Below are 21470 nucleotides of genomic sequence, written 5' to 3' on the forward strand. Positions count from 1 at the left end.
GTACGGCCGGTCAGTCCAGGTAGTCGCGCAGCACCTGGGACCGGGACGGGTGGCGGAGCTTGGACATGGTCTTCGACTCGATCTGCCGGATGCGCTCGCGCGTCACCCCGTAGACCTTGCCGATCTCGTCGAGGGTCTTCGGCTGACCGTCGGTGAGACCGAACCGCATGGACACGACGCCCGCCTCGCGCTCCGACAGCGTGTCGAGAACGGAGTGCAGCTGCTCCTGCAGCAGCGTGAAGCTGACGGCGTCGGCCGGGACGATGGCCTCGGAGTCCTCGATGAGGTCGCCGAACTCGCTGTCGCCCTCCTCGCCCAGCGGCGTGTGGAGGGAGATGGGCTCACGGCCGTACTTCTGGACCTCGACCACCTTCTCGGGGGTCATGTCCAGCTCGCGGGCCAGCTCCTCCGGCGTGGGCTCGCGGCCGAGGTCCTGCAGCATCTGCCGCTGGACACGGGCCAGCTTGTTGATCACTTCGACCATGTGGACCGGGATGCGGATGGTCCGCGCCTGGTCGGCCATGGCCCGGGTGATCGCCTGCCGGATCCACCACGTGGCGTAGGTGGAGAACTTGTAGCCCTTGGTGTAGTCGAACTTCTCCACCGCGCGGATCAGACCGAGGTTGCCCTCCTGGATCAGGTCCAGGAACAGCATGCCGCGGCCGGTGTAGCGCTTGGCCAGCGAGACCACCAGACGGAGGTTGGCCTCCAGCAGGTGGTTCTTGGCCCGGCGGCCGTCCTCGGCGATCCACTCCAGCTCGGCGCGGACGTCGACCGGCAGGCCGTCGGCCTCGCCGCTGCCGAGCTGCTCCTCGGCGAACAGGCCGGCCTCGATGCGCTTGGCCAGCTCGACCTCCTGCTCGGCGTTGAGCAGGGGGACCTTGCCGATCTGCTTGAGGTAGTCCTTGACCGGGTCGGCGGTGGCGCCGGCGGCCGCGACCTGCGCGACCGGGGCGTCATCGTCGTCGTCGGAGAGGATGAGGACCTCGTCCTCGGTCTTCTCCGTCGCGGCCACGGCGGCCACGTCGGCGGCCTTGGGCTCCTCGTCGGTGTCCTCGTCGGTCTCCGGCTCGGCCTCGGCGACGATCTCGTCGTCCTCGACCACGATGTCCTCGAGGTCCTCGAGCTCCACGTCGCCGTCGAGCTCGATGTCCTCGTCGTCGTCGACGCCCTCCGGAGAGGTCGGCTTGGTGGTGGCAGGCCCGGCGCTGTCGGCCGCGACCTTCTTGGCGGCCGGCGCCGCCTTCTTGGCCGCCGCGGGGGCGGCCTTCTTGGTGGGACCCGGCTTGGGCGGGGCCGCGGGCTTGGCGGTGACCGGCTTCTTGGGCGCGGCGGCGGACTCGACGGACTCGGCCGCCCCCACGACCGCGGTCACGGTCTCAGGCTGCTCTTTGGCGGCCGCCGCGGTCTTGGTCTTGACGGGGGCGGCGGTGCGGCGCTTTGCTGGTCCCCGAGACTTCTTCGGCGCAGCCGAATCCGCGGCGGTCACCACCACGGTCACGCCCTCTTTGCTGAGGTTCCGCAAGAACGCGGCGGCGTGTGACATGGGGATGTCCGCCTCCTCGAAGGCCTGGCGAACATCCTCAGACTCGAGGAAACCCTGCGAGCGCCCACGCTCGAGCAGTCGCTGAATGACGGGCTCGTTCAGCTCTTGTGGCTTCGAGCGAGTCGAACTTGCAGGCGACACGAACACCTCTCGAACGAACGCGTGGCGACAATGGACCCAGATGCCCGCTGGGGGGCTGTTGCCTCTCTCGGAGATCGGTGAGGCCGTGCGGACCGCGACGGACCTGCCCAGCATTGTGGCACGACCTCGCACTCCATACGGCCACCTCCCGGCGGTTGACCTCCACCCTAGGCCGACCAAGGCAGTAGTGCGTACGTAAGCGCGCCACTGATACCCGAAAGCAACCCTTATGACTGTTTCATTCAGTCACTCTTCGTGGCGGGCGGCACGTGGATGGCCAGGGCGGTAACGTCATCATCCTGTTCATATCCCGACAACATCCGGTCAACCAGGAAATCCAGCAACATGTGCGGACTACTGACGACCTCAGGCGGCGCTTCGGTCACAACACTGCAAATCTCTGCGAGACCGGCGTCCAGCCCCCGCTTCCGGTTCTCCACCAGGCCGTCGGAGTACAGCACCGCGGTGTGACCGGGCGGCACCACGAACCGGTACTGCCGGCGGCTCGTCGGCCAGCCGAGCGGCGTGCCGGGCGTGGCGTCGCAGAGCATCGCCGTGCCCTGGGGCGAGACCAGGACGGGTGGCGGGTGACCGGCGAGCGCCAGCGTGCCCTCGCCGGTGACGGGCTCGACCACCATGTACGCGAGCGTCGTGACCTGCTCCTCCTCCTCGGTGGCGTCGAAGACGCGGTCGAGACCGGTCAGCACGGCCGCGGGCGGCGGGTTGGTCAGCGCCAGGGCGCGCATGGCGTTGCGGATGCGGCCCATGCCGGCGGCGGCCTTGACGCCCTTGCCCATGACGTCGCCGACGACGGCCGCGACCCGGCCGTCCTGCAGCACGAACGCGTCGTACCAGTCGCCGCCGACCTGTACGTGACGGCTGCCGGAGCGGAAGCGCTGGGCCAGCTCCAGCCCCTTGACCACCGGCAGGCGGTCGGGCAGGAGACTGCGCTGGAGCGTCTCGGCGGTCTTGTGCTCCCGCTCGAACAGCGTCGCCCGCTCGACGGCGAGCGCGCACTGCCCGGCCAGCGCCTCCAGGAAGACGCCGTCCTCCTGGGAGATCTTCTGCGGCCTGGTGAACGAGAAGCGCAGCGCGCCGAGGGCCCGGCCGGCCGCCAGCAGCGGCAGGCCCACCCAGGCCCGCTCGTCACTGTTGGTGAAGTAGTTGGCGAGCACCTGCTCGTCGCCGCCGGCCTCCAGGAGCTGCGAGCGCAGGCTGTCGGGCGACTCGGCGAACACCGGCCGCCGGCTGTTGACGGCCATGGTGAGCACGCTGGTATGGGAGAGCGGGATCTCCTCGCCGGGGGCGCCGGCGGCCTCGGGGACGCCCTCGCCGTTGATCAGCTTGAGCGCGGCCCGGTCGGGGTCGAGCAGCGCGACGGCCGATCGGTCGGCGGCCAGCGCGGTGCGGCCCACGTCGATGATGACCTGCACGACCTGCTCCACGGTGAGCGCCTCGGCCAGTATGGCCGTGGCGCCCTGGAGCCGGGCGGTGCGCAGCGCGGCGGCGCCGAGCTGGTCGGTCAGGCGGCCGCGCATCTCCTCGGCCTCACGCTGCGGAGTGACGTCGGTGTTGGCGCCGACCCACTCGACCACGCGGCCGTGCCGGATGATGGGCACGGCGCGGACCTCGAAGTGGCGGTAGCCGCTGGCCCGGGTGCGCACGCGGTAGTTCCACTCGAACATGGTGCGGCCGCGCAGCGCCTCCTTCCAGGCCTCCTCGGTCTGCCGGCGCTCCTCGGGGTGGACGACCTCCAGCCAGCCGTGCGCGAGGTACTCCTCCAGGCCCTGGCCGGTGATGGCGCGCCACTGCGGCGCGTCCTCGACGACCGTGCCGGTGGGCGAGGTGATCCAGACGAGCTGCGACTGGGCCTCGACCAGTGACCGGTAACGCTCCTCGCTGCGGCGAAGGTCCTCCTCGGTCTGGCGGCTCTCGGTCACGTCGAGCCCGACCAGGGCGACGGCGCGCAGCTCCCCCGCCTCGTCGTGGACCGGCGAGAACGACAGCGACCAGTGGCGGTTCTCACCCTCGGGGGTGCGGACCCGCACCCGGCTCTCGGTCACCGGCGCGTCGCTCTCGATGACGCCCTGCACCGCGTGGGTGATGAGCTGGCTGAGGTCGGCGGCCAGGGCCTCGACCGGCACACGGCCGACGAGCCGCTCGGCGGGCACGCCGACGACGTCGGTGAACAGGTCGTTGACCCGCTGGACCCGGCCGTCGGGGTCGAAGAACGCGAAGGCGTACTGCGCCTCCGACAGCAGGCCCCCGAAGAGGGCGGAGTCTGAGATGTCCACATCCGACTCCCGGGGACGGGGAACGGAGGTCTCGGCGCTCATGGTCGGCACCTCCGTCGCGTGCCAGGGTCTCCCACGCGGCACATCTCCATAACTGTGTATCGGCGTAGCGCAGCTCCGGGCGACCGGATCCTGCTGTACATCATCGGCGATGGGCATGCGCGGACGGAAGCCCCGCAGGCCATACGGTCAACGCATCCTGTCAAAATCGCTCCACGTTACGCAGCAAGATCAGGCTACTTGGCCCGCGCCGACCCCTTGGCCTCCTGTTTGGCCTCTTGCTTGGCGGCCCGCACGCGGCCCAGCGTGTCGGCGTCGACCACATCCGCCACCGACCGGAACGATCCCTCCTCGCCGTACGGTCCCGCCGCCTCCCGCCAGCCGGGCGGCCGGACCCCCAGTTGCTTGCCGAGCAGTGCCAAAAATATCTGGGCTTTCTGCTTGCCGTAACCGGGAAGAGCCTGCAATCGCTTCAGCAGCTCTTTGCCGTCAGCCGCCTCGGCCCAGATCCTCTCGGGGTCGCCACCGTACTGCTCGGCGAGGTAGGCCGCCAGGCTCTGGACACGCGCCGCCATCGAGGAGGGGTAGCGGTGGACCGCCGGCTTCTCCGCCAGCAGGGCCGCGAACGCCTCGGGGTCGTAGGAGGCGATCTCCTCGGCCGTGAGGTCGTGCCCGAGCCGCTGGGCGATGGTGTAGGGGCCCGTGAACGCCCATTCCATCGGGATCTGCTGGTCGAGCAGCATGCCGATGAGGAGGGCGAGCGGACTGCGGCCGAGCAGGTCGTCGGCCTCCGTCCGCTGGGCGAGCTGGATGCGCATGGGAACAGCTTCGCATGAAAGCGCTTGCGGGGATGCGAACACAACCGTAGTGGAGGCTTGACACTGGCCCGAGAAAAGATGGAATGGGAGCGCAAGTCGCCCTGAGTCCATTCCTGGGGGTTTGCCCCTGGGCATCCAGAGGAATCTCACACCTATGCTCGCTCTGGCCACACGCTTCCTCAGGGAACCGGTCAGTCACCGGCTTGCCGAGGAATTCCTGACCGTGCCCACGGACACCATCGACCGCTGCGTGGCCGACGTGTGCGCGTGCGCCCACCACCTCGGCATCGCGGCGACCCCGGAGATCGTGGAGCGCGTCGCGCGCGAGCACCTGCTCGCGATCGTCAACTCCGCCCCGCCGCCGCGGAGTCCCCGATAACATCGGGGTCACCGGGCCGCGTTCTACGCACCGTTTCCGCCTGGAATGCGAGAGAGTGAGGGCGTGCGCCGACACCGACGAGATCCCCGGGAGAGCACCCCCCCAGACGATGTCTTCAAGGAGATGGTGCAGGCGGCTCGCGAGCTGCTGGCCGTGCGCAGCCCGCTCGACGCGGAGCTGATGGTCTCCGACATGATCGGCGCCTGGTGGGGACGGCGGGTCAGGGGCGGCGACGTCGAGCAGGTGCTCGGTGAGGGGCTGGTCGACTACGCCGCCAAGGCGGGCACCCCGGCGTCCCTCACGCTGCTGATCTGCCTGGCCTACCTGGGCACGGCCCGCCAGGGCGCCAAGGCCGAGGGCGCGGCGCTGGCGATGATGGAGTCGGGCGTGGCGCGTCCCGGCTGGGCCGACCGGGTGGGCGCGGTCAAGCCCACCGGCTGCTACGTCTCCCGTGACGCGTACGGCGACCAGGACACGGTGATCTGCACGTTCGCCTACCGGTGGGGCGAGGGCGGCCCGGAGCGCGGCGACGCGCCGGCGACGCCCGCGGGGGGCCAGGACCGGCACGCGCTGGTCATGGTGGTCGACCACAACATGTCGGGCATGGCGCGCGACGCCTGGGTCTCCTCCCAGGTCGACAAGCTGCTGGAGGAGGCCCGCGCCGAGGCGGCGGGCAACCCGATGCTGGTGTTCGGCGAGATCGAGCCGCAGCAGGCCAGGGCGCTGCTGGAGTCGGCGATGAAGGCCACGAGCGAGCCGAAGACGCCGCCGCCCGTCAGCGACAGCTACAGCGCCTACCACGCCTTCGCCCGTGCCCGCCTGAAGGCGCTGCCGCCGGGCCGCAAGCGTCCGGCGCCGCTGCACATCGAGGCGCCCTACAGCCGGGAGCGGCGGGCCATGCTGGCCGCCGAGTTCCTGGCCTCCGACGCGGCCGAGCACCTCTCGGACCCGTCGGCGGCCTCGCGCTGCGCCGACCACATCATCGAGTACGGCTGCGAGCAGGACTTCAGCCGCCCGCTGCGGGTCAGCCCGACCAAGTGCGAGACGTTCCTGCTCGACTGGCTGCCGCGCAAGGTCATGCTGAGCACGGCCGAGCAGGAGGCCATGCCGCACGTGCTGGCGGCCTGGGTGCGGTTCGCGGCGCGCCGCTCCGGGCTGCCGGAGGAAGGGCTGCGGGCCACGCTGGACGCCGTGTGGGAGGCGATCGGCAAGTTCCCCGAGGCGTACCGCGACCCGACCTCGTTCGGGCTGGACCGGCCGCTGCTGGAGCGGCTGCTGCCCGACGGCGACCTGTCGGCGCTGGCGCGGCGGGCGTTCGCCTTCCCCTTCCTGCAGGGCTTCCACAACGGGGTGGACCTCGACCGGCTCAACCCGGCCGACGAGGCCGACCGGCGGGCGCTGCTGGAGATCGACCACGTCGGCGCGATGGACGAGGAGCACCTGGCCTGGCACGAGGAGATCGCCACCCGGCTGTGGGAGGGCGACCCGCCGCAGCTGTGGGAGGCGGCGCAGCGACTGCTCGACCTGGGCCACGACCGCCACGACGTGCTGCACGTGCTCATCGAGATCGCCGAGCGCATCGGCGGCGACCCCGACGAGCTGGCCGCCGCCCTGGACGACATCGCCGACATCCCGGACGAGTTCTAGACCGCTCCACCCGGTACGACCAGAGCGGCGAGGTCGGCACGGCGACGCAGACCCGGTTCGTCGCACCGCGGTGGCGATGACGCGCGATGATGGGTCCATGGTGATCGACCTCAACGCCGACCTGGGCGAAGGCTTCGGGATCTGGCGGCTCGGCGACGACCTCGCGCTGCTCGACGTCGTCACGAGCGCGAACGTGGCCTGCGGCTTCCACGCCGGTGACCCGGTGACGATCAGGCGCACCTGCGCGGCGGCCGTCGACCGCGGCGTCTCGATCGGCGCCCAGGTGTCCTACCGCGACCTCGCGCACTTCGGTCGCAGGGAGATGGACGTCGAGCCGGAGGAGCTGTGCGCCGAGGTGCTCTACCAGCTCGCCGCCGTCGACGGCGTCGCGCGGGCGATGGGCGGGCGGGTCTCGTACGTCAAGCCGCACGGCGCGCTGTACAACCGGATCGTCCGCGACGAGGTCCAGGCGACCGCGGTCGTGGACGCGGTGGCCGACTACGACCCGTCGCTGCCGCTGCTCACGCTGCCGGGGTCGGCGGTGCACGCCGTGGCGGCCGCCGCGGGCGTCTCCACGGTCACGGAGGCGTTCGCCGACCGGGCGTACACGCCGGCGGGCGCGCTCGTGCCGCGCCGGGAGCCGGGAGCCGTCGTCCACGACGTGGAGGCGGTGACGGCGCGGGCCGTGCGGATGGCCGTGGAGGGCTCGGTGACGGCCGTGGACGGCAGCGCCGTGCCGGTGCCGGCCCGCTCGATCTGCGTCCACGGCGACACGCCCGACGCGGTACGGCTGGCGCGGGCGGTGCGCGACGGGCTGCTGGAGGCCGGGGTCGTGCTGCAGGCGTTCGCGTGATCCGCGGGGCCGGGGAGCACGGGCTGCTCGTGGAGACCGGGGCCCTGGAGGTGTCGCACCGGCTGGACGCCCTGCTGCGGGCCGACCGGCCGGACGGGGTGGTGGAGATCGTGCCGGGCCCGGAGACGGTGCTCGTGGTGGCTCCCGGCGCGGACCGGGGACGGCTGCGCGCCGTCCTGGAGCGGCTGCTGGGCGAGGCGGGCACCGGGGACGCCGGGGGTGCCGCGGCGGAGGACGCGGGGGGTGTCGTGGCGGAGCACGCCGGGGATGTCGTGGCGGAGCACGCCGGGGATGTCGTGGCGAAGCACGCCCGGGATGTCGTGGCGGAGCACGCCCGGGATGTCGTGCGGATCCCGGTCGTCTACGACGGGGAGGACCTGGCGTCCGTCGCGGAGCTGGCCGGGCTCTCCCCGGAGGAGGTGGTCGCCCGGCACACTGGGCGGGACCTGGTGGTGGGCTGGCTCGGGTTCGCGCCGGGCTTCGCCTACCTCACCGGCCTGGACCCGGCCCTGCACCTGCCGAGGCTCGGCACGCCGCGCACGTCCGTGCCCGCGGGCTCGGTCGCGGTCGCGGGCCCGTACTCCGCCGTCTACCCGAGCGCCTCGCCCGGCGGGTGGCGGCTGCTCGGCCGCACGTCGCTGCGGGTGTGGGACGTCACGGCCGAGCCGCCCTCGCCGTTCCGGCCGGGGACGCGGGTCAGGTTCGAACGCGCATGATCGAGGTTCTCGCGCCCGGGCCGTACGCGACCGTCCAGGACCTCGGGCGGCCCGGCCTCGCCCACCTCGGCGTGCCCGGCTCCGGCGCCGCCGACGCGGACGCCCTGCGGCTGGCCAACCGCCTGGTGGGCAACCCGGAGGCGCTGGCGGGGATCGAGCTGACGTACGGCGGGGCGCGCCTGGCCTTCCACGCGGGCGCCTGGGTCGCCGTCACGGGCGCCCCCTGCCCGCTCACGGCTGTGCCCGTCCCCGCGCCGTCCGGCGCGGAGGGGCGCGTGAGCGGGTGGCGCGCGCCCGCCGCCGGCGCCGGGGCGCCGTTCTGGGTCCCGGCGGGGACCGATCTGCGGTTCGGGACGCCCGCGTGGGGCCTGCGGAGCTACCTGGCGGTACGCGGCGGCGTGGCGGTCGAGCCGGTGCTCGGCAGCCGCTCCACCGACTCGCTGTCCGGCCTGGGGCCCGAGCCGCTGCGGGCCGGGGCGGTGCTGCCCGTGGGCGCCGTGGCGGGCCTGGAGCCGATCGTCGCCGACGTCGCGCCCGCGCGCGGGCCCCGGCCGGCCGTGCTGCGGGTGCTGCCGGGACCGCGCGACGACTGGTTCGTCCCGGGCGCGCTGGAGGCGCTGTGCGAGCGGCCGTACGTGGTCAGCCAGGACAGCAACCGCGTCGGGGTACGGCTGAGCGGCCGGGAGCTGGCACGCGCGCGGGAGGGGGAACTGCCCAGCGAGGGCATGGTCGCCGGCGCGCTCCAGGTGCCGCCGAGCGGGCAGCCGATCGTGTTCCTCGCCGACCACCCGCCGACGGGCGGCTACCCGGTGATCGCGGTGGTGGTGACGGCCGACCTCGCGGTGGCCGCCCAGCTCAGGCCGGGCGACGAGGTCCGTTTCACCACCCATCGCGTCACCTGATCCGGCCGGGCCGCACAGGTCAGAGCTCCACCTGGCCGGTGACGCACGTGACGGTGGAGCCGCCCACCCAGACGCCGCCGTCGTCGCCGGTGGTGACGCGCACCCGCCCCGAGCGGCCGAGCCGCGTGCCCTGGGCGGCCACGTACGGCGCGCTCGCCCGGCCGGTGCGCAGCAACCACTGGGCCACCGAGGCGTTGAGGCTGCCCGTCACCGGGTCCTCGACGGTGCCGCCCTCGAACGGGCAGAACGCCCGCACCTCGAACGCGTACGGCGCGCCCTCCGGGTGCGGGCCGACCACGCCGATGAAGCAGTCCACCAGCCCCGGCTCCACCGCGAGCACGGCGTCTGCGTCGCGCAGCAGCACGGCCACCCAGCCGGGGCCGTTGTCGGCCCACTCGATGTCGACGATCTCGCTCCGGTCGACGCGCAGCAGGGCCGCCACGTGCGCGGCGAACTCCTCCTCCACGGGCCCGGACCGGATCAGCGGCGGCGCGGAGAACGCCAGCCCGTCCTCCGTCCTGCGCACCCGGACCAGCCCGGCGCCGCACTCCTGCACGATCTCCCCGGCGGCCTTGGGCGTGCCTCCGGCCGCGAGCCAGGCGTGGCACGTGCCGAGCGTGGGGTGGCCGGCGAAGGGCAGCTCGGACGTCGTGGTGAAGATCCGGACCTGGTAGTCGGCGGCCGGGTCATCAGGCGGCAGCACGAACGTGGTCTCCGACAGGTTCGTCCAGTGCGCGAAGCGCTGCATCTCCTCCGTGGTCAGCCCCTTTCCGTCGAGGACGACGGCGAGGGGGTTGCCCCGGTACGGAACGGACGTGAACACATCGACCTGAGTGAAGGGACGCTGCATGCCGCAAGTCTCGCAGACGCGTCCCCTCGGGCGGTCAGGCCTCCGCCTCCTCGCCCGTCTCGGCCGGGACCGCGGCCAGGCGGGACTCCACGAGGGCGACGGCCTGGTCCAGGGCGGGCCCGGGGACCGGCTCGAACAGCTCCACCACGGCCCGGCCGCGCTCCGGCCGCCACACGCCGGCCACCCGCCCGCCGTACAGGACGACGGGTGAGATCCAGCCCGCCTGGCGGCTGACCTTCGCCTTGACGGCGGCCGGGATCAGCGGCTCCAGGTCGCGGGGCGCGCCCAGGATGTACGGGTCGAAGCCCGGCAGCAGGTGGACCTCCTCCGACGGCCGGGTGGCGGCCAGCCCGTCGAGGTGCTCGGTCAGCGCGAGCAGCGTGCGGCCGTCACCGGCGTCCACCTCGGTGAGCTCGGGCGCGAGGTCGCGGAACCACGCCTTGAGCACCGCCTTGCGCGCCACCCCGCCGAACAGCCACTTGTCGAACATCTCCGGCGTCGCCGGCCCGTGCGCCCCGAGGAACGCCCGCGCCACCCGCACCCCGGCCTCCTCCTGGGGCGGCGGCTCCGCGGGCCAGCCGGGCAGCCAGCGGCTCGGGGCGGCGAAGGTGACCCTGCCCCCGCGCGGCGGCCCGTAGCAGAGCTCGCCGAGGCGGCTGAGCGGCTTGAGCAGGGCGCCCCACCCGGAGGTCAGCGCCTGTCTGAGGTGGTCGTCGCCGGTCACCTCGACGACGGCGTCGACCAGCTCCTCGCGGGTCAGCGGCTTGTCCCCCAGCGCCCGCGGCACGGCGTCGATGACGGCCTCGATCTCGGCCGCGGTGACGCCGTGGCCGCGCTGCCAGGACCCCTTCTCCCAGAAGCGCAGCGTGCCGAGCGCCGAGCACAGGTCGGGCAGCGTGTCGGAGGGCACCAGGTGCAGGGTGCCGCGCATGACCCACGCCTTGGCCAGGGTGCGGTCCTCCCAGAGCGCCCGGTCCGGCTCGGCCGGGTCGGGGCGGGCGCTCCTGACGGCCACGGCCAGCCGCGCCGACGAGGCCACCTGCGCCTGCACCCCGCACAGCCGCCGGGCGACCGCCACGACGTCCGGCTCGGCCCCGGGGTGGGGGCCGCCGACGAACTGCCGGCGCAGACGCCAGGCGAGGATCTGGGGCCAGGTCAGCGAAGTCGCCACCGGACCGTTCTACCGGACGCCGCCGACAGTTCCGCGTCGCCTCGGCCGGGCCGGGTCATGGGGTGAAGCCGATGTCCTGGTAGCGCAGGTCGTAGAAGCCGCGGGCGCCCACGTTGGCCAGGTCGGCGCGCACGGCGACGTTCTGCGGGCGCTGGTAGAGCGGCAGCACGTTGACCTCCTCCCAGATGAGCCGGTCGGCCTCGTTGGTGGCGGCCCGGGCGCGGGCCGGGTCCAGGCTCTGGCCGGCCTTGTTCATGGCGTCGTCGATGGCCTTCGACCCGGTCCGGCCGAAGTTGGCGTTCCACGTCTTGCCGTCCGGCGCGTTCGCGTAGATCCCGTAGCTGCTCGACACCGGGAACGGGGTGCCGATGTAGGCGAAGGCGGTCAGGTCGAAGTTGCCGGGGATGACGTACTTGGTGAAGAAGTCGTCGCCGGGGACGGCCTGGATCGAGACCTGCACCCCGATCTGGCTCAGCATGCTCTGCGTCAGCTCCGCCTCGGACTTGCTCACCTGCACGCCGGAGGGCACGACGAAGCGCAGCGCCAGCGGCCTGCCGTCCTTCTGCCGGACGGCGCCGGACTGCTTCCATCCGGCCTCGTCGAGGAGCTGCCTGGCGCGTGCCGGGTTGTAGGCGCCGAGCGGACCGGCGTTGTCCTGGTAGCCCTCCTGGGTGTTCATGAAGAAGTGGTTGTCGAGCGTCGCGATCGGCCAGTCGAGGCCCTGCAGGTCGGACTGGGCGATGGCCTGGCGGTTGACGCCGAGCTGGACGGCCTGGCGGACCCGCTGGTCGCGCAGCAGGTCGCTGGAGCCGTTGAAGGTGATGTGCCGGAAGTCGGGGCCGGCCGCCTGGCGCACCTGCGCGTCGCGGGTGGTGCGGGCGCGGGCGTAGTCGGGCGCGGAGGGACCGATGTCGGCGACGTCGAGCTCGCCGTTGCCGAACGCGCCGATCAGGGAGTCCTGCTCGGAGGCGCGGTAGATGATCTGGTCGAGCTTGGCCGGCTGCCCCCACCAGTGGTCGTCGCGGACCAGCGTGATGGTCTTGGCGGTCTGGTCGAAGCCCTTGAGCCGGAACGGCCCCGCGGTCACCGGGATCTTGTTCAGCCACGCGTTGTTGAACGCGTCGGGCGTGCGGTTGGCCGAGGCGGGCAGCAGCGGCCCGAACAGCGACTGCCAGTCGCCGAACGGCCGGGCGAAGGTCACCACCACCTCGTGGTCGTCCCTGCCCCGGGCGACCTTCTGGATGTCCTGGTAGCCGGTGGAGCTGACGATGCGGTAGCGCGGGTCCTTGCCGTTGAGCGCCTGCCACTGGGCCTCGTAGTCGGCCCACGTGATGGGCTTGCCGTCGGACCAGCGGGCCTTCGGGTTGAGCCGGTAGGTGACCACCTGCCGGGGATCACGGGAGGTGATCTTGGCGTCGAGCACGTAGTCGGGGTTGGGGCTGATCGCCGCCTTCTGGTCCGACAGGAACGGCGCGGGCAGCAGGGCGTTGCTGATCACGGCGGCCACGGCGAGGTTGCCGTCGACGTGGTTGCGGTTCCACTGCGCGGGGAACTCGTTGACGCCCCAGCGCAGCGTGCCGCCGTCCTTGACCTTCTCGCGCGGCTGCGGGTTGATGTCGTACGCCTTGACGGCCTGGGCGGTCTCGTCGCCGGGGCCGCCTCCGGAGCCCTGTCCGCCGCCGCAGCCGGACAGCGTCAGCGGCACGGACAGGGCAAGGGTCAGGGCGACGGCGGTCCGGACGACTCTGGCCGGGCGTGGTGCCTTCATCGGGTTCTCCTGGGTTAGACGACTTCGAGCTTCTCCGCGTAATGGCAGGCCGCGCCCTGGTCGCCGGCCGGCGTACTCATGGGCAGGTCGCCGGGCGGCGTGTCCACGGGAAGCACGTCGGGCTCCACCTCGACGCAGAGCGTGCGCTCGGTCTCGGTCAGCACCGCGCGGAACTTCGGGCACCGGGTGCGGAAGCGGCAGCCCGACGGCGGATCGGCCGGGCTGGGGAGGTCACCTTCGAGGAGGATCCGCCTGCGCGAGCGCTCGCGGACGGGGTCGGGCAGCGGGATGGCGGACAGCAGCGCCTGGGTGTACGGGTGGGCGGGGGCGTCGTAGACGGCGTCGACGGAGCCGATCTCGGCGATGCGGCCGAGGTACATGACGGCGACCCGGTCGGCGATGTGCCGGACCACGGCCAGGTCGTGCGCCACGAACAGGTAGGACAGGCCGAGCCTGGCCTTCAGCTCGGCGAGCAGGTTGATCACTCCGGCCTGGATGGACACGTCCAGCGCCGAGACCGGCTCGTCGAGGACCAGCAGCCGGGGCTCCAGCGCGAGGGCGCGGGCGATGCCGATGCGCTGCCGCTGGCCGCCGGAGAAGTCCTGCGGGTAACGCTCGGCGTGCTCGGGCGCCAGGCCGACGAGCGCGAGCAGCTCCGCGACGCGCCGGCCGGCGCTCCCTCGCGGCTCCGTGCCGCCGTGCGTGCGCAGCGGCTCGGCGACGATGTCGTGGACGGTCATGCGGGGGTCGAGCGAGGCCAGCGGGTCCTGGAAGACGACCTGCATGTCGCGCCGGACCGCCATCCGCTCGGCCGCGCCGAGCCGGGCGGTGTCGTGGCCGAACACGACGATCCGTCCCTCCTGTGGCTTGGCCAGCTCCAGGATCTCCAGCAGGGTCGTCGTCTTGCCGCAGCCCGACTCGCCGACCAGGCCGAGCGTCTCGCCCTCGCGGATCTCGAAATCGACCCCGGCCACGGCGTGCACGGTGCCGACGCGGCGCTTGAACACGGCGCCGCGCATCAGCGGATAGTCCTTGACCAGGCCCTCCACCCGCAGCACCGGTTCACCGCGCGGGACGGCCGCGGGCGCGGTCGCCGGCTCCGGCTCGCGGCCGGGCGGCGCCTCGGCAGGGGCCGGGACCACCTCCTCCCACCGGATGCAGGCGGCCAGATGGCCTGGGCCGATCTCGAACAGCGGCGGCTCGGCCTCGTCGCAGTCGGCGATCCGCAGCGGGCAGCGCGGCGCGAACGGGCAGCCCGGCGGCAGCGCCGCGGGCGAGGGCGGGCCGCCCTCGATGGGCTCCAGCGCCCGCCGCGCGCCCCGGTCCACCCGCGGGATCGACCTGAGCAGCCCCACCGTGTACGGCATGCCGGGCCGGTAGTAGACGTCGTCCACGCCGCCCACCTCGACCGGCCGGCCCGCGTACATGACGAGCACCCGGTCGGCGAACCCGGCCACCACCCCCATGTCATGGGTGATCATGATGATGGCGGCGCCCGTCTCGTCACGGGCCTTCTTCAGCACCTCCAGCACCTGCGCCTGGATGGTGACGTCGAGCGCGGTCGTCGGCTCGTCGCAGATGATGAGGTCGGGGTCGTTGGCGATGGCCATCGCGATCATCGCGCGCTGCCGCATGCCGCCGGAGAACTCGTGGGGGAAGGCCAGCGCCCGCTCGGCGGGGTTGGGTATGCCGACGAGGTCGAGCAGGGACACGGCCTTGACCAGGGCCTGCTCCTTGGTGACCCGCTGGTGGACGCGCACGGCCTCGGCGATCTGGTCGCCGACCCGGTAGACGGGGGTGAGGGCGGACAGCGGGTCCTGGAAGACCATCGACATGGTCCGTCCGCGCAGGCCGTTCAGGTCCTTGTCGCGGGCGCCGATCAGCTCCCTGCCGTGCAGCAGCACCGAGCCGGAGACCCGGGCGGAGGGCGGCAGCAGCCCCATGACGGCCGAGGCGGTGACCGACTTGCCGGACCCGGACTCGCCGACGACGCCGAGGACCTCGCCGGGCCGTACCTCGAAGGACACGCCGCGCACGGCCGGCACGCCGCCGAAGGAGACGTCGAGCTCGCGGACCCGCAGAAGGGGCGTGGTGGCGGGTGTCATCGCGGCCTCGTGGAGGTGGGGTCGAAGGCGTCCCGCAGGGCGTCGCCGACGAGGTTGACCGCCAGCACGGTGACGACGAGCAGCCCGGCCACGAACCAGAACGTCCACGGCGCGTACACGGCGGTCTTGGAGCCGTCGGCGATGAGCGTGCCGAACGACACGTCGGGCGGCTGGATGCCGAAGCCGAAGTACGACAGCGAGGTCTCGGTGAGGATGGCCGCGCTGACGTTGAGGGTGGCGTCCACGATGAGCAGCGACGACAGGTTGGGCAGCACGTGCCGGAAGATGATCGTCACCGGGCGCACGCCCATGAACCGGGCGGCCTGGATGTACTCCCGCCGCTTCAGCGAGATCGTCATGCCGCGAATGATCTTGGATGTGACCATCCAGAGGAACAGCGCCAGCATGAGCACGAACAACACCCATGTCCCCTCACCGAACAGCGGCGACATAATCGCCAGGATGAGGAACGCGGGCAGCACGAGCAGCAGGTTGGTCAGCCAGGTCAGCGTCCGGTCGCCCCAGCCGGAGAAGTAACCGGCGAACGCCCCGACGAGCGCGGCCAGCGCGGTGGAGACCAGCGCGGCGAGCAGGCCCACGACGAGCGACTTCTGCATGCCGCGCAGCGTCACCGCGTAGACGTCGGCGCCGGTCTGCAGGGTGCCGAACCAGTGGCGGGCCGACGGCGGCTGGAGGAACGCGGTGAAGTCGCGGTCGGTGTAGGACCACGGGCTGAGCGGCGGCCCGGCGAACGCCAGGAGGAACAGGACCACGAGGACCGCCAGGCCGGCCGTGCCCTGCCGGGAGCCCAGGAACTGCCGGACGACGACCCGGCCCCTGGACGGCGCCCGGCGCGGCCCGCCGCCGGGGAGGCCGGGTGTCAGCTCCTCGGCCAGCTCCTCCTCCGGGAGCGTCATCCGGTTCTCACCCGCGGGTCGAGCGCGGCGTGCAGCAGGTCGGCGGCCAGCGAGGCGCAGAGCACCGCCACGGCGGCGAGGAACGCGATGGCCGCCACGGTGTTGACGTCGTTGGTGAAGATGGAGTTGATGAGCTGCTCCCCGAGCCCGTGCCAGCCGAAGATCTTCTCGGTGAACGTGGCGCCGGTCAGCAGCGCGCCGAACGTGAACGCGAAGTAGGTCATGACCGGCACCAGCGCGGTGCGCAGCGCGTGGCGGGTCAGGGCGGCCCGCCTGCTCAGGCCCTTGGCCCGGGCGGTGCGGACGAAGTCGGCGCCGAGCACGTCGAGCATCATGTTGCGCTGGTAGCGGCTGAAGACGGCGACCAGCGCCAGCGACAGCGAGATCGTCGGCAGGATGAGGTGCTGGATCCGGTCGAGCACGTTGCCCCAGAAGCCGGTGTCGAGGTCGCCGCTGTACTCGCCGCTGACCAGGAAGACCTGGGTGCCGAGCCGGTCGTTGACCCAGGTGCCGAGCAGGATGAGCATGTTGGCCAGCACGACGACGGGCACCGCGAGCACCGCGAACGACAGGGCCGCCGACGCGCGGTCGAACCACCCGTACTGCCGGACCGCGGCCAGGGCGCCGAGCAGCACCCCGCCGACGCTGCCGAAGATCAGCCCGAGCATCACGAGGCGGAACGTGACGCCGGCCCGCCGGCCGATGTCGTCGTTGACCGGCGACCCGGTGACGCTCTTGCCGAAGTCGCCGTGCAGCACCCCACTCGCCCAGGTGGCGTAGCGCTGGAGCAGCGGGGTCCGGTCGTTGAGGTTGAGCGCGGTCAGCTGGGCGTCGACCACGGCCGGGGGCGGCTTGGGGGTGCGGTCGGCGTAGTTGGAGCGCGGGTCGAGGGCGGTGGCGGCCAGCATGTACGCCAGGCTCGCGGCGACGGCGACGAGCACGAGATAGTTGAGCAGCCTGCGGGCCAGGAATCCCGCCATCCTCCCCCCTCCAGCGCACGATGCGTAGTCATATAGCTACACCATGCGACGGGGAGGGTGCCAGGACGTGTCGGGTGAACGACCGGAGAGTTCGACGACGGGGGTTCGACGACCGGAGTTCAGCGGCCGGAGAGCTCGTCGACGGCGGTGCGCACGTCCTCGCTGGTGATGGTGGTCAGCTCGGCGGAGGTGGCGGAGCCGCCCTGGGAGGCCAGTGCGGCCAGCCGCACGTCGCGGCGCATGGCCGCCCGCTCGAACAGCGACCGGGCGAAGCGGCCGTTGCCGAGCCCGTCGATCAGCCGCTCCTCGCACACCCAGGCGAAGACCTCGTCGAGGTCGCGCAGCGCGGCCTCGTCGAAGCGGTCGCCGGACTTCTCCGCCAGCAGCACCGCGATCTCCGACAGCTCGGACGGCGCGTAGCTGGGGAAGGCGACGCGGTGGCCGAAGCGGCTGGCCAGGCCCGGGTTGGTGGCGAGGAGGGCGTCCATCTCGCGCTCGTAGCCGGCCAGCACGATGACGAGCCGGTCGCGGTCGTCCTCGGCGCGCTTGAGCAGGGTCTGCACGGCCTCGGCGCCGAACGCGTCGCCGCCGGAGTAGCCGGGGTTGACCAGGCTGTACGCCTCGTCGATGAACAGCACGCCGCCGAGGGCCCGGTCGACCAGCTCGTTGGTCTTGATCGCGGTCGCGCCGAGGTGCTGGCCCACGAGGTCGGCCCGCTGCGCCTCCACCACGTCGGGCCGGGCGAGCAGCCCCAGCGCGGCGAACACCCGTCCGAGGACCCGCGCCACCGTCGTCTTGCCGGTGCCGGGCGGCCCGACGAAAACGAAGTGCCGCGTCTGCGCCGGCGTGGGCAGGCCGCGCTCCTGCCGCATCCGCGCCACCTGGAGCTGCGCGGCGATGGCGTGGACCTGCCGCTTGACCGGCGCCAGCCCGGCCATCCGGTCGAGGTCGCCGAGCGCCTCCTCCAGCGTCGGCGTGGCCTCGTGGCCGCGGAAGCGGGCGGTCAGCTCGTTGAACGCCTTGGTCACATCGGGCGTGGTGGTGGTCACCAGGTCCTCGGTGGTCGGGGTGCCGCCCGCGCCCACCACCCGCACGTCGCGGGCCTGCGCGGCCGCCTCCACCAGACTGCGCGCGAAGCGGGCGTTGCCCAGCTCGTCCACCAGCCCGCGCCGCTGCACGTCCTCGAACAGGCCGAGCAGCGCGGCCCTGGTCTCGCCGGACATCGTGTCGCCCCGGCGCCGCTGGAGCAGCTCGGTGATCTCGGCCAGCTCGGCGGGAGAGTAGCCGGGGAAGCGCACCCGGGTGGCGAAACGGCTGGCCAGGCCCGGGTTGGAGGCCAGGAAGCCGGCCATCTCCTGCTCGTAGCCGGCCAGGATGATGATCAGCCGGTCGCGGTCGTCCTCGGCCCGCTTGAGCAGGGTCTGCACGGCCTCGGCGCCGAACCGGTCGGGCTGCCCGTCGGAGGAGTTGACCAGGCTGTACGCCTCGTCGATGAACAGGACACCGCCGAGAGCCCGGTCGACCAGCTCGTTCGTCTTGATCGCGGTCGCGCCGAGGAACTCCCCGACCAGGTCGGCGCGCTGCGCCTCCACCACGTACGGGGTGTCCAGCAGGCCGAACGCGTAGAAGATCTTCGCCAGGGTGCGGGCCACGCTCGTCTTGCCGGTGCCCGGCGGCCCGGAGAAGACGAAGTGGCGGGTCGGCCGGCCGGCCGTGTAGCCGGCCTCGGCCCGCAGCCGGGACGCCTCGATCGAGGCCGCGATGGAGCGCACCTGCTCCTTGACCGGGGAGAGCCCGATCATGCTCTCCAGCTCGCCCAGCGCGTCCTCGACCGAGATGCTGGGCGGCCCGGCGCCCCGGTCGTGCTGCGACTCCGGCCTGCCCTCGCGGACCCGTACGCGCAGCTGCTCCTGCTCCTGGACCGTCATCTCGGCCTTGGCGCGGCGGGCCAGCAGGAAGCGGTAGAGCAGCGCCGCGGCGGCCACGCCGTACGCGACCCAGACGGCGGTGGCGTCGGAGACCAGGGAGAGGGCCGCCGAGAGCAGGCCCGCGGGCAGCAGCGCCAGCAGGGCGGTCAGCCACGGCGGCACCCAGCGGATCAGGTGCGCGACGGCGGCGACCGGCACGGCCAGCACCAGCAGCAGCGTCGGCGCGGGCGAGCCGACCGGGAACAGCAGCACGAACACCGGCATCAGCACGGCCCAGGCCGCCACCACCACGGCGGTGGCCGCGGCGCGCGGGAAGCGCAGGGTGAGCGCGGCGAAGGCCAGCAGGGCAAGCGTGACGAGGAACGTCTGCGCGAGGTCCCAGCCGAGGGCCGCGCCCAGGCCGACGGAGCCGATCAGCACCGAGGCGTACATCACCCGGCGGACGGCCGGGGGAAGATGGAAATAACGCAGGCGCACCCGCTCGAACAGATCCCGCGCCGCGACCCGCCCCGCGGCCTGGGCCCTGCCGGACTCACGCATCACGCCTCCCCGGTCCGCCCCCGGTTATACCGCACCAGACGGACGATTGGGCGGACCTGACACGCCAGGTGACGCCTGACGTTCGGGGGACTTATGGGACTTTCCCCGGGACGCTCCCGTCAGCCGCGCTGGTGTCTTCCCGGGAACTCTCCGGTCAGCACCTGCTTGGGCGTGACGCGCAGGAGGCCCGGGCCGGCCACGGCGACGCCGCGCACCTCCACCCACCGGCGGCGCGGCGACGGGCCGGCCGCGAACACCGCCACCCGCGGGTCCGCCTCCACCGCCTCCCCGGCACCGGCCTCGGCGACCAGCCGCAGCTCTCCGGCGGGGCCGATCGAGGCGGCCGCGCCGACCGTCCGCGGGCCGAGCGGGTCGGCGAAGGACAGGACGACGTTCCTGGCGTACGCGAGGGCCTGGCGCGCCTCCTGGCCGAGCGGCACGGACGGCTCGTCACCGGCGGGCAGGTCGCACATGAGGAGCGAGGAGCGCCAGGGGCCCGGCCCGCCGCGCCACCACGCGCGCCCGGCCCGCACCGCGAACACGACCGCCACCAGCCCGAGCGCCGCCATGCCCGCACGCCACGCCCACGCGGCCCCGTCGCCCGACGCGGGTCCCGTCCCGCCCTGTGCCGTCCAGTCCAGCAGGGCGCCGGCCGCGCATCCGGCCGCCGCGAGGACGAGCAGGACGACCGCCGCGCGCAGCCACCCGTCCTCGCCGCCGTGGCGGGCGCGCCGGTAGCAGCGCAGCAGCGGGTACGGCACGGCCACGGCGGCCAGCGCGGCCCTGGGCTCCACGGCCAGCGCCCCGCACGCCAGTGGCACCAGGACAGACCAGGTGCGGCCGAGCAGGATCCACAGCGTCACCCCGGTGTTCCTGCGCGCGGTCCGCTCGCCGTCCACGGCGGTGAACTGCTCCAGCGCCCGGACGGGGTGACCGCGCCACGTCCCGGCCAGGGCGCGCAGGGCGGCGTGCGCGGGCCAGCCGAGCACCGCGATGGCCGCGAGCCCGGCCCACACCGGGTCCAGCCACGGCGGCACGCCGGGGGCCGCGGTCAGGCCCAGCCAGGCGGCGTACGCGGCCACCGACACGGCCGCCGACACCACCTCCGTGCCGAGCCACGGGTCGCGCCCCATCATGGCGGGCACGCGCGGCCACACCCGGATGCGGCGCGCCTGCCGGACCGTGAGAGCGGCCAGCAGCACCAGCGCGACCAGGCCGCCCAGCTTGGCCTGGAGGGCGAGGTCGGCGGCCTGCGCGGTCGCGGCGACGCCGATCGTGGCCAGCGCCGCCAGCAGCCGGGCCTGTCGCGACCACACCTCCAGCGCCCGTCTCGCCCGGCCGGTCTCACGCGGGTCCACCGGCCAGGCGGGGTCGTGGTGGGCCCGGGGGCGGTCCCACCGCAGCAACGCCAGCCCCAGATTCACCCGCGCCCGCGCCCGGACCGCATCCCCTGGCCACTCCCCGGCCACCGGGCCCGCGACCTGGTGACCTGTGGAGCTGGGAGACAGGCCGAGGGCGGGTGGGCGCGCGGGACCGGAGGCGGGTGGATGCGCGGCGGGCGAGTGCACGGGATCCGGGGCGGGTGGGTGGCCGGGGGTGAGTCTCGGGTCGGTGGCGAGGGCGGTGCGGTAGGCGGTCTCGGCGTGGGCGTGGTCGCCGCGCAGCAGGGCGAGGTCCCCTTCGAGGGCGTGCGGCGCGGGCTCCTCGGGGGCGAACGCGCGGGCCAGCCCCGCCTGGCCGGCGGCCTCGTCCGCGTGGCCGGGCAGGCGGGCCAGCGCCGTGGCCAGGCGTACCCGGGCCGACCAGGAGCCCGGCGCCAGCCGGACCGCCTCGCGCGCCGGCGGAAGGGCGTCGGCGTCCCGGCCCAGCCGTTCCAGGGCCAGGCTCATCAGGCGGTGCGCCCACTCCCCCGTTG

General features: G+C 73.4%; 16 protein-coding genes. 5 read left to right on the forward strand and 11 right to left on the reverse strand.

Annotated features, from left to right (window positions below; genetic code table 11):
• Positions 1 to 10: 10 nt before the first annotated feature.
• From AB0H64_RS13265 to AB0H64_RS13275, 3 genes are all read right to left on the reverse strand, one after another.
• The gene (locus AB0H64_RS13265) at positions 11 to 1687 is read right to left on the reverse strand and encodes an RNA polymerase sigma factor (RefSeq protein ID WP_357623472.1); all 1677 of its coding nucleotides are present in this window, start codon (positions 1685 to 1687) and stop codon (positions 11 to 13) included.
• A 242-nt stretch (positions 1688 to 1929) separates the two neighbouring features.
• Positions 1930 to 4023 (reverse strand): SpoIIE family protein phosphatase, encoded by a 2094-nt coding sequence (locus AB0H64_RS13270; RefSeq protein ID WP_357623473.1) that lies wholly within the window; start codon positions 4021 to 4023, stop codon positions 1930 to 1932.
• Between the two features lie 194 nt (positions 4024 to 4217).
• The gene (locus AB0H64_RS13275) at positions 4218 to 4799 is read right to left on the reverse strand and encodes an HhH-GPD-type base excision DNA repair protein (protein ID WP_357623475.1); all 582 of its coding nucleotides are present in this window, start codon (positions 4797 to 4799) and stop codon (positions 4218 to 4220) included.
• Positions 4800 to 5022: 223 nt separating this feature from the next.
• Here AB0H64_RS13275 and AB0H64_RS13280 point away from each other — a divergent pair, with 223 nt between their 5' ends.
• From AB0H64_RS13280 to AB0H64_RS13300, 5 genes are all read left to right on the forward strand, one after another.
• Positions 5023 to 5178 (forward strand): hypothetical protein, encoded by a 156-nt coding sequence (locus AB0H64_RS13280; RefSeq protein WP_357623477.1) that lies wholly within the window; start codon positions 5023 to 5025, stop codon positions 5176 to 5178.
• 123 nt (positions 5179 to 5301) lie between these two features.
• A complete protein-coding gene (locus AB0H64_RS13285; RefSeq protein ID WP_357623479.1) occupies positions 5302 to 6825 on the forward strand; it encodes a hypothetical protein in 1524 nt (507 codons plus the stop codon).
• Positions 6826 to 6922: 97 nt separating this feature from the next.
• Positions 6923 to 7678, forward strand: coding sequence for a 5-oxoprolinase subunit PxpA (locus tag AB0H64_RS13290; protein WP_357623481.1), 756 nt, complete (start codon positions 6923 to 6925; stop codon positions 7676 to 7678).
• Positions 7675 to 8394 carry an allophanate hydrolase subunit 1 gene (locus tag AB0H64_RS13295; RefSeq protein WP_357623483.1) on the forward strand — a complete coding sequence of 240 codons (720 nt, stop codon included), beginning with the start codon at positions 7675 to 7677 and terminating at the stop codon, positions 8392 to 8394. The genes AB0H64_RS13290 and AB0H64_RS13295 overlap by 4 nt, the downstream gene beginning before the upstream one ends.
• Positions 8391 to 9296: a biotin-dependent carboxyltransferase family protein gene (locus AB0H64_RS13300; RefSeq protein ID WP_357623485.1), complete on the forward strand. Its 906-nt coding sequence runs from the start codon at positions 8391 to 8393 to the stop codon at positions 9294 to 9296. Before AB0H64_RS13295 ends, AB0H64_RS13300 begins: the two co-directional genes overlap by 4 nt.
• A 19-nt stretch (positions 9297 to 9315) precedes the next feature.
• Here AB0H64_RS13300 and AB0H64_RS13305 read toward each other — a convergent pair whose 3' ends face one another.
• The 8 genes from AB0H64_RS13305 to AB0H64_RS13340 all read right to left on the reverse strand — a co-directional run bounded on the left by AB0H64_RS13305 (position 9316) and on the right by AB0H64_RS13340 (position 21444).
• Positions 9316 to 10146, reverse strand: coding sequence for a PhzF family phenazine biosynthesis protein (locus AB0H64_RS13305; protein ID WP_357623487.1), 831 nt, complete (start codon positions 10144 to 10146; stop codon positions 9316 to 9318).
• A 34-nt stretch (positions 10147 to 10180) separates the two neighbouring features.
• Positions 10181 to 11317, reverse strand: a complete 1137-nt coding sequence (locus tag AB0H64_RS13310) for a winged helix DNA-binding domain-containing protein (RefSeq protein WP_357623489.1) — start codon at positions 11315 to 11317, stop codon at positions 10181 to 10183.
• Positions 11318 to 11372: 55 nt separating this feature from the next.
• A complete protein-coding gene (locus tag AB0H64_RS13315) occupies positions 11373 to 13085 on the reverse strand; it encodes an ABC transporter family substrate-binding protein (RefSeq protein WP_357623491.1) in 1713 nt (570 codons plus the stop codon).
• 14 nt (positions 13086 to 13099) lie between these two features.
• A complete protein-coding gene (locus AB0H64_RS13320) occupies positions 13100 to 15190 on the reverse strand; it encodes an ABC transporter ATP-binding protein (protein WP_357623492.1) in 2091 nt (696 codons plus the stop codon).
• Entirely contained in the window at positions 15187 to 16107 is a 921-nt protein-coding gene (locus AB0H64_RS13325; protein ID WP_357623494.1) for an ABC transporter permease, read from the reverse strand. The genes AB0H64_RS13320 and AB0H64_RS13325 overlap by 4 nt, the downstream gene beginning before the upstream one ends.
• Positions 16104 to 17087: an ABC transporter permease gene (locus AB0H64_RS13330; protein WP_357623495.1), complete on the reverse strand. Its 984-nt coding sequence runs from the start codon at positions 17085 to 17087 to the stop codon at positions 16104 to 16106. Before AB0H64_RS13330 ends, AB0H64_RS13325 begins: the two co-directional genes overlap by 4 nt.
• A gap of 119 nt (positions 17088 to 17206) precedes the next feature.
• Positions 17207 to 19555 (reverse strand): AAA family ATPase, encoded by a 2349-nt coding sequence (locus tag AB0H64_RS13335; protein ID WP_357623497.1) that lies wholly within the window; start codon positions 19553 to 19555, stop codon positions 17207 to 17209.
• A 119-nt stretch (positions 19556 to 19674) separates the two neighbouring features.
• Positions 19675 to 21444 (reverse strand): hypothetical protein, encoded by a 1770-nt coding sequence (locus tag AB0H64_RS13340; protein ID WP_357623499.1) that lies wholly within the window; start codon positions 21442 to 21444, stop codon positions 19675 to 19677.
• Positions 21445 to 21470: the final 26 nt, after the last annotated feature.

Source organism: Nonomuraea sp. NPDC050733, assembly GCF_040654215.1.
In the GTDB taxonomy this organism is placed as follows: domain Bacteria; phylum Actinomycetota; class Actinomycetes; order Streptosporangiales; family Streptosporangiaceae; genus Nonomuraea.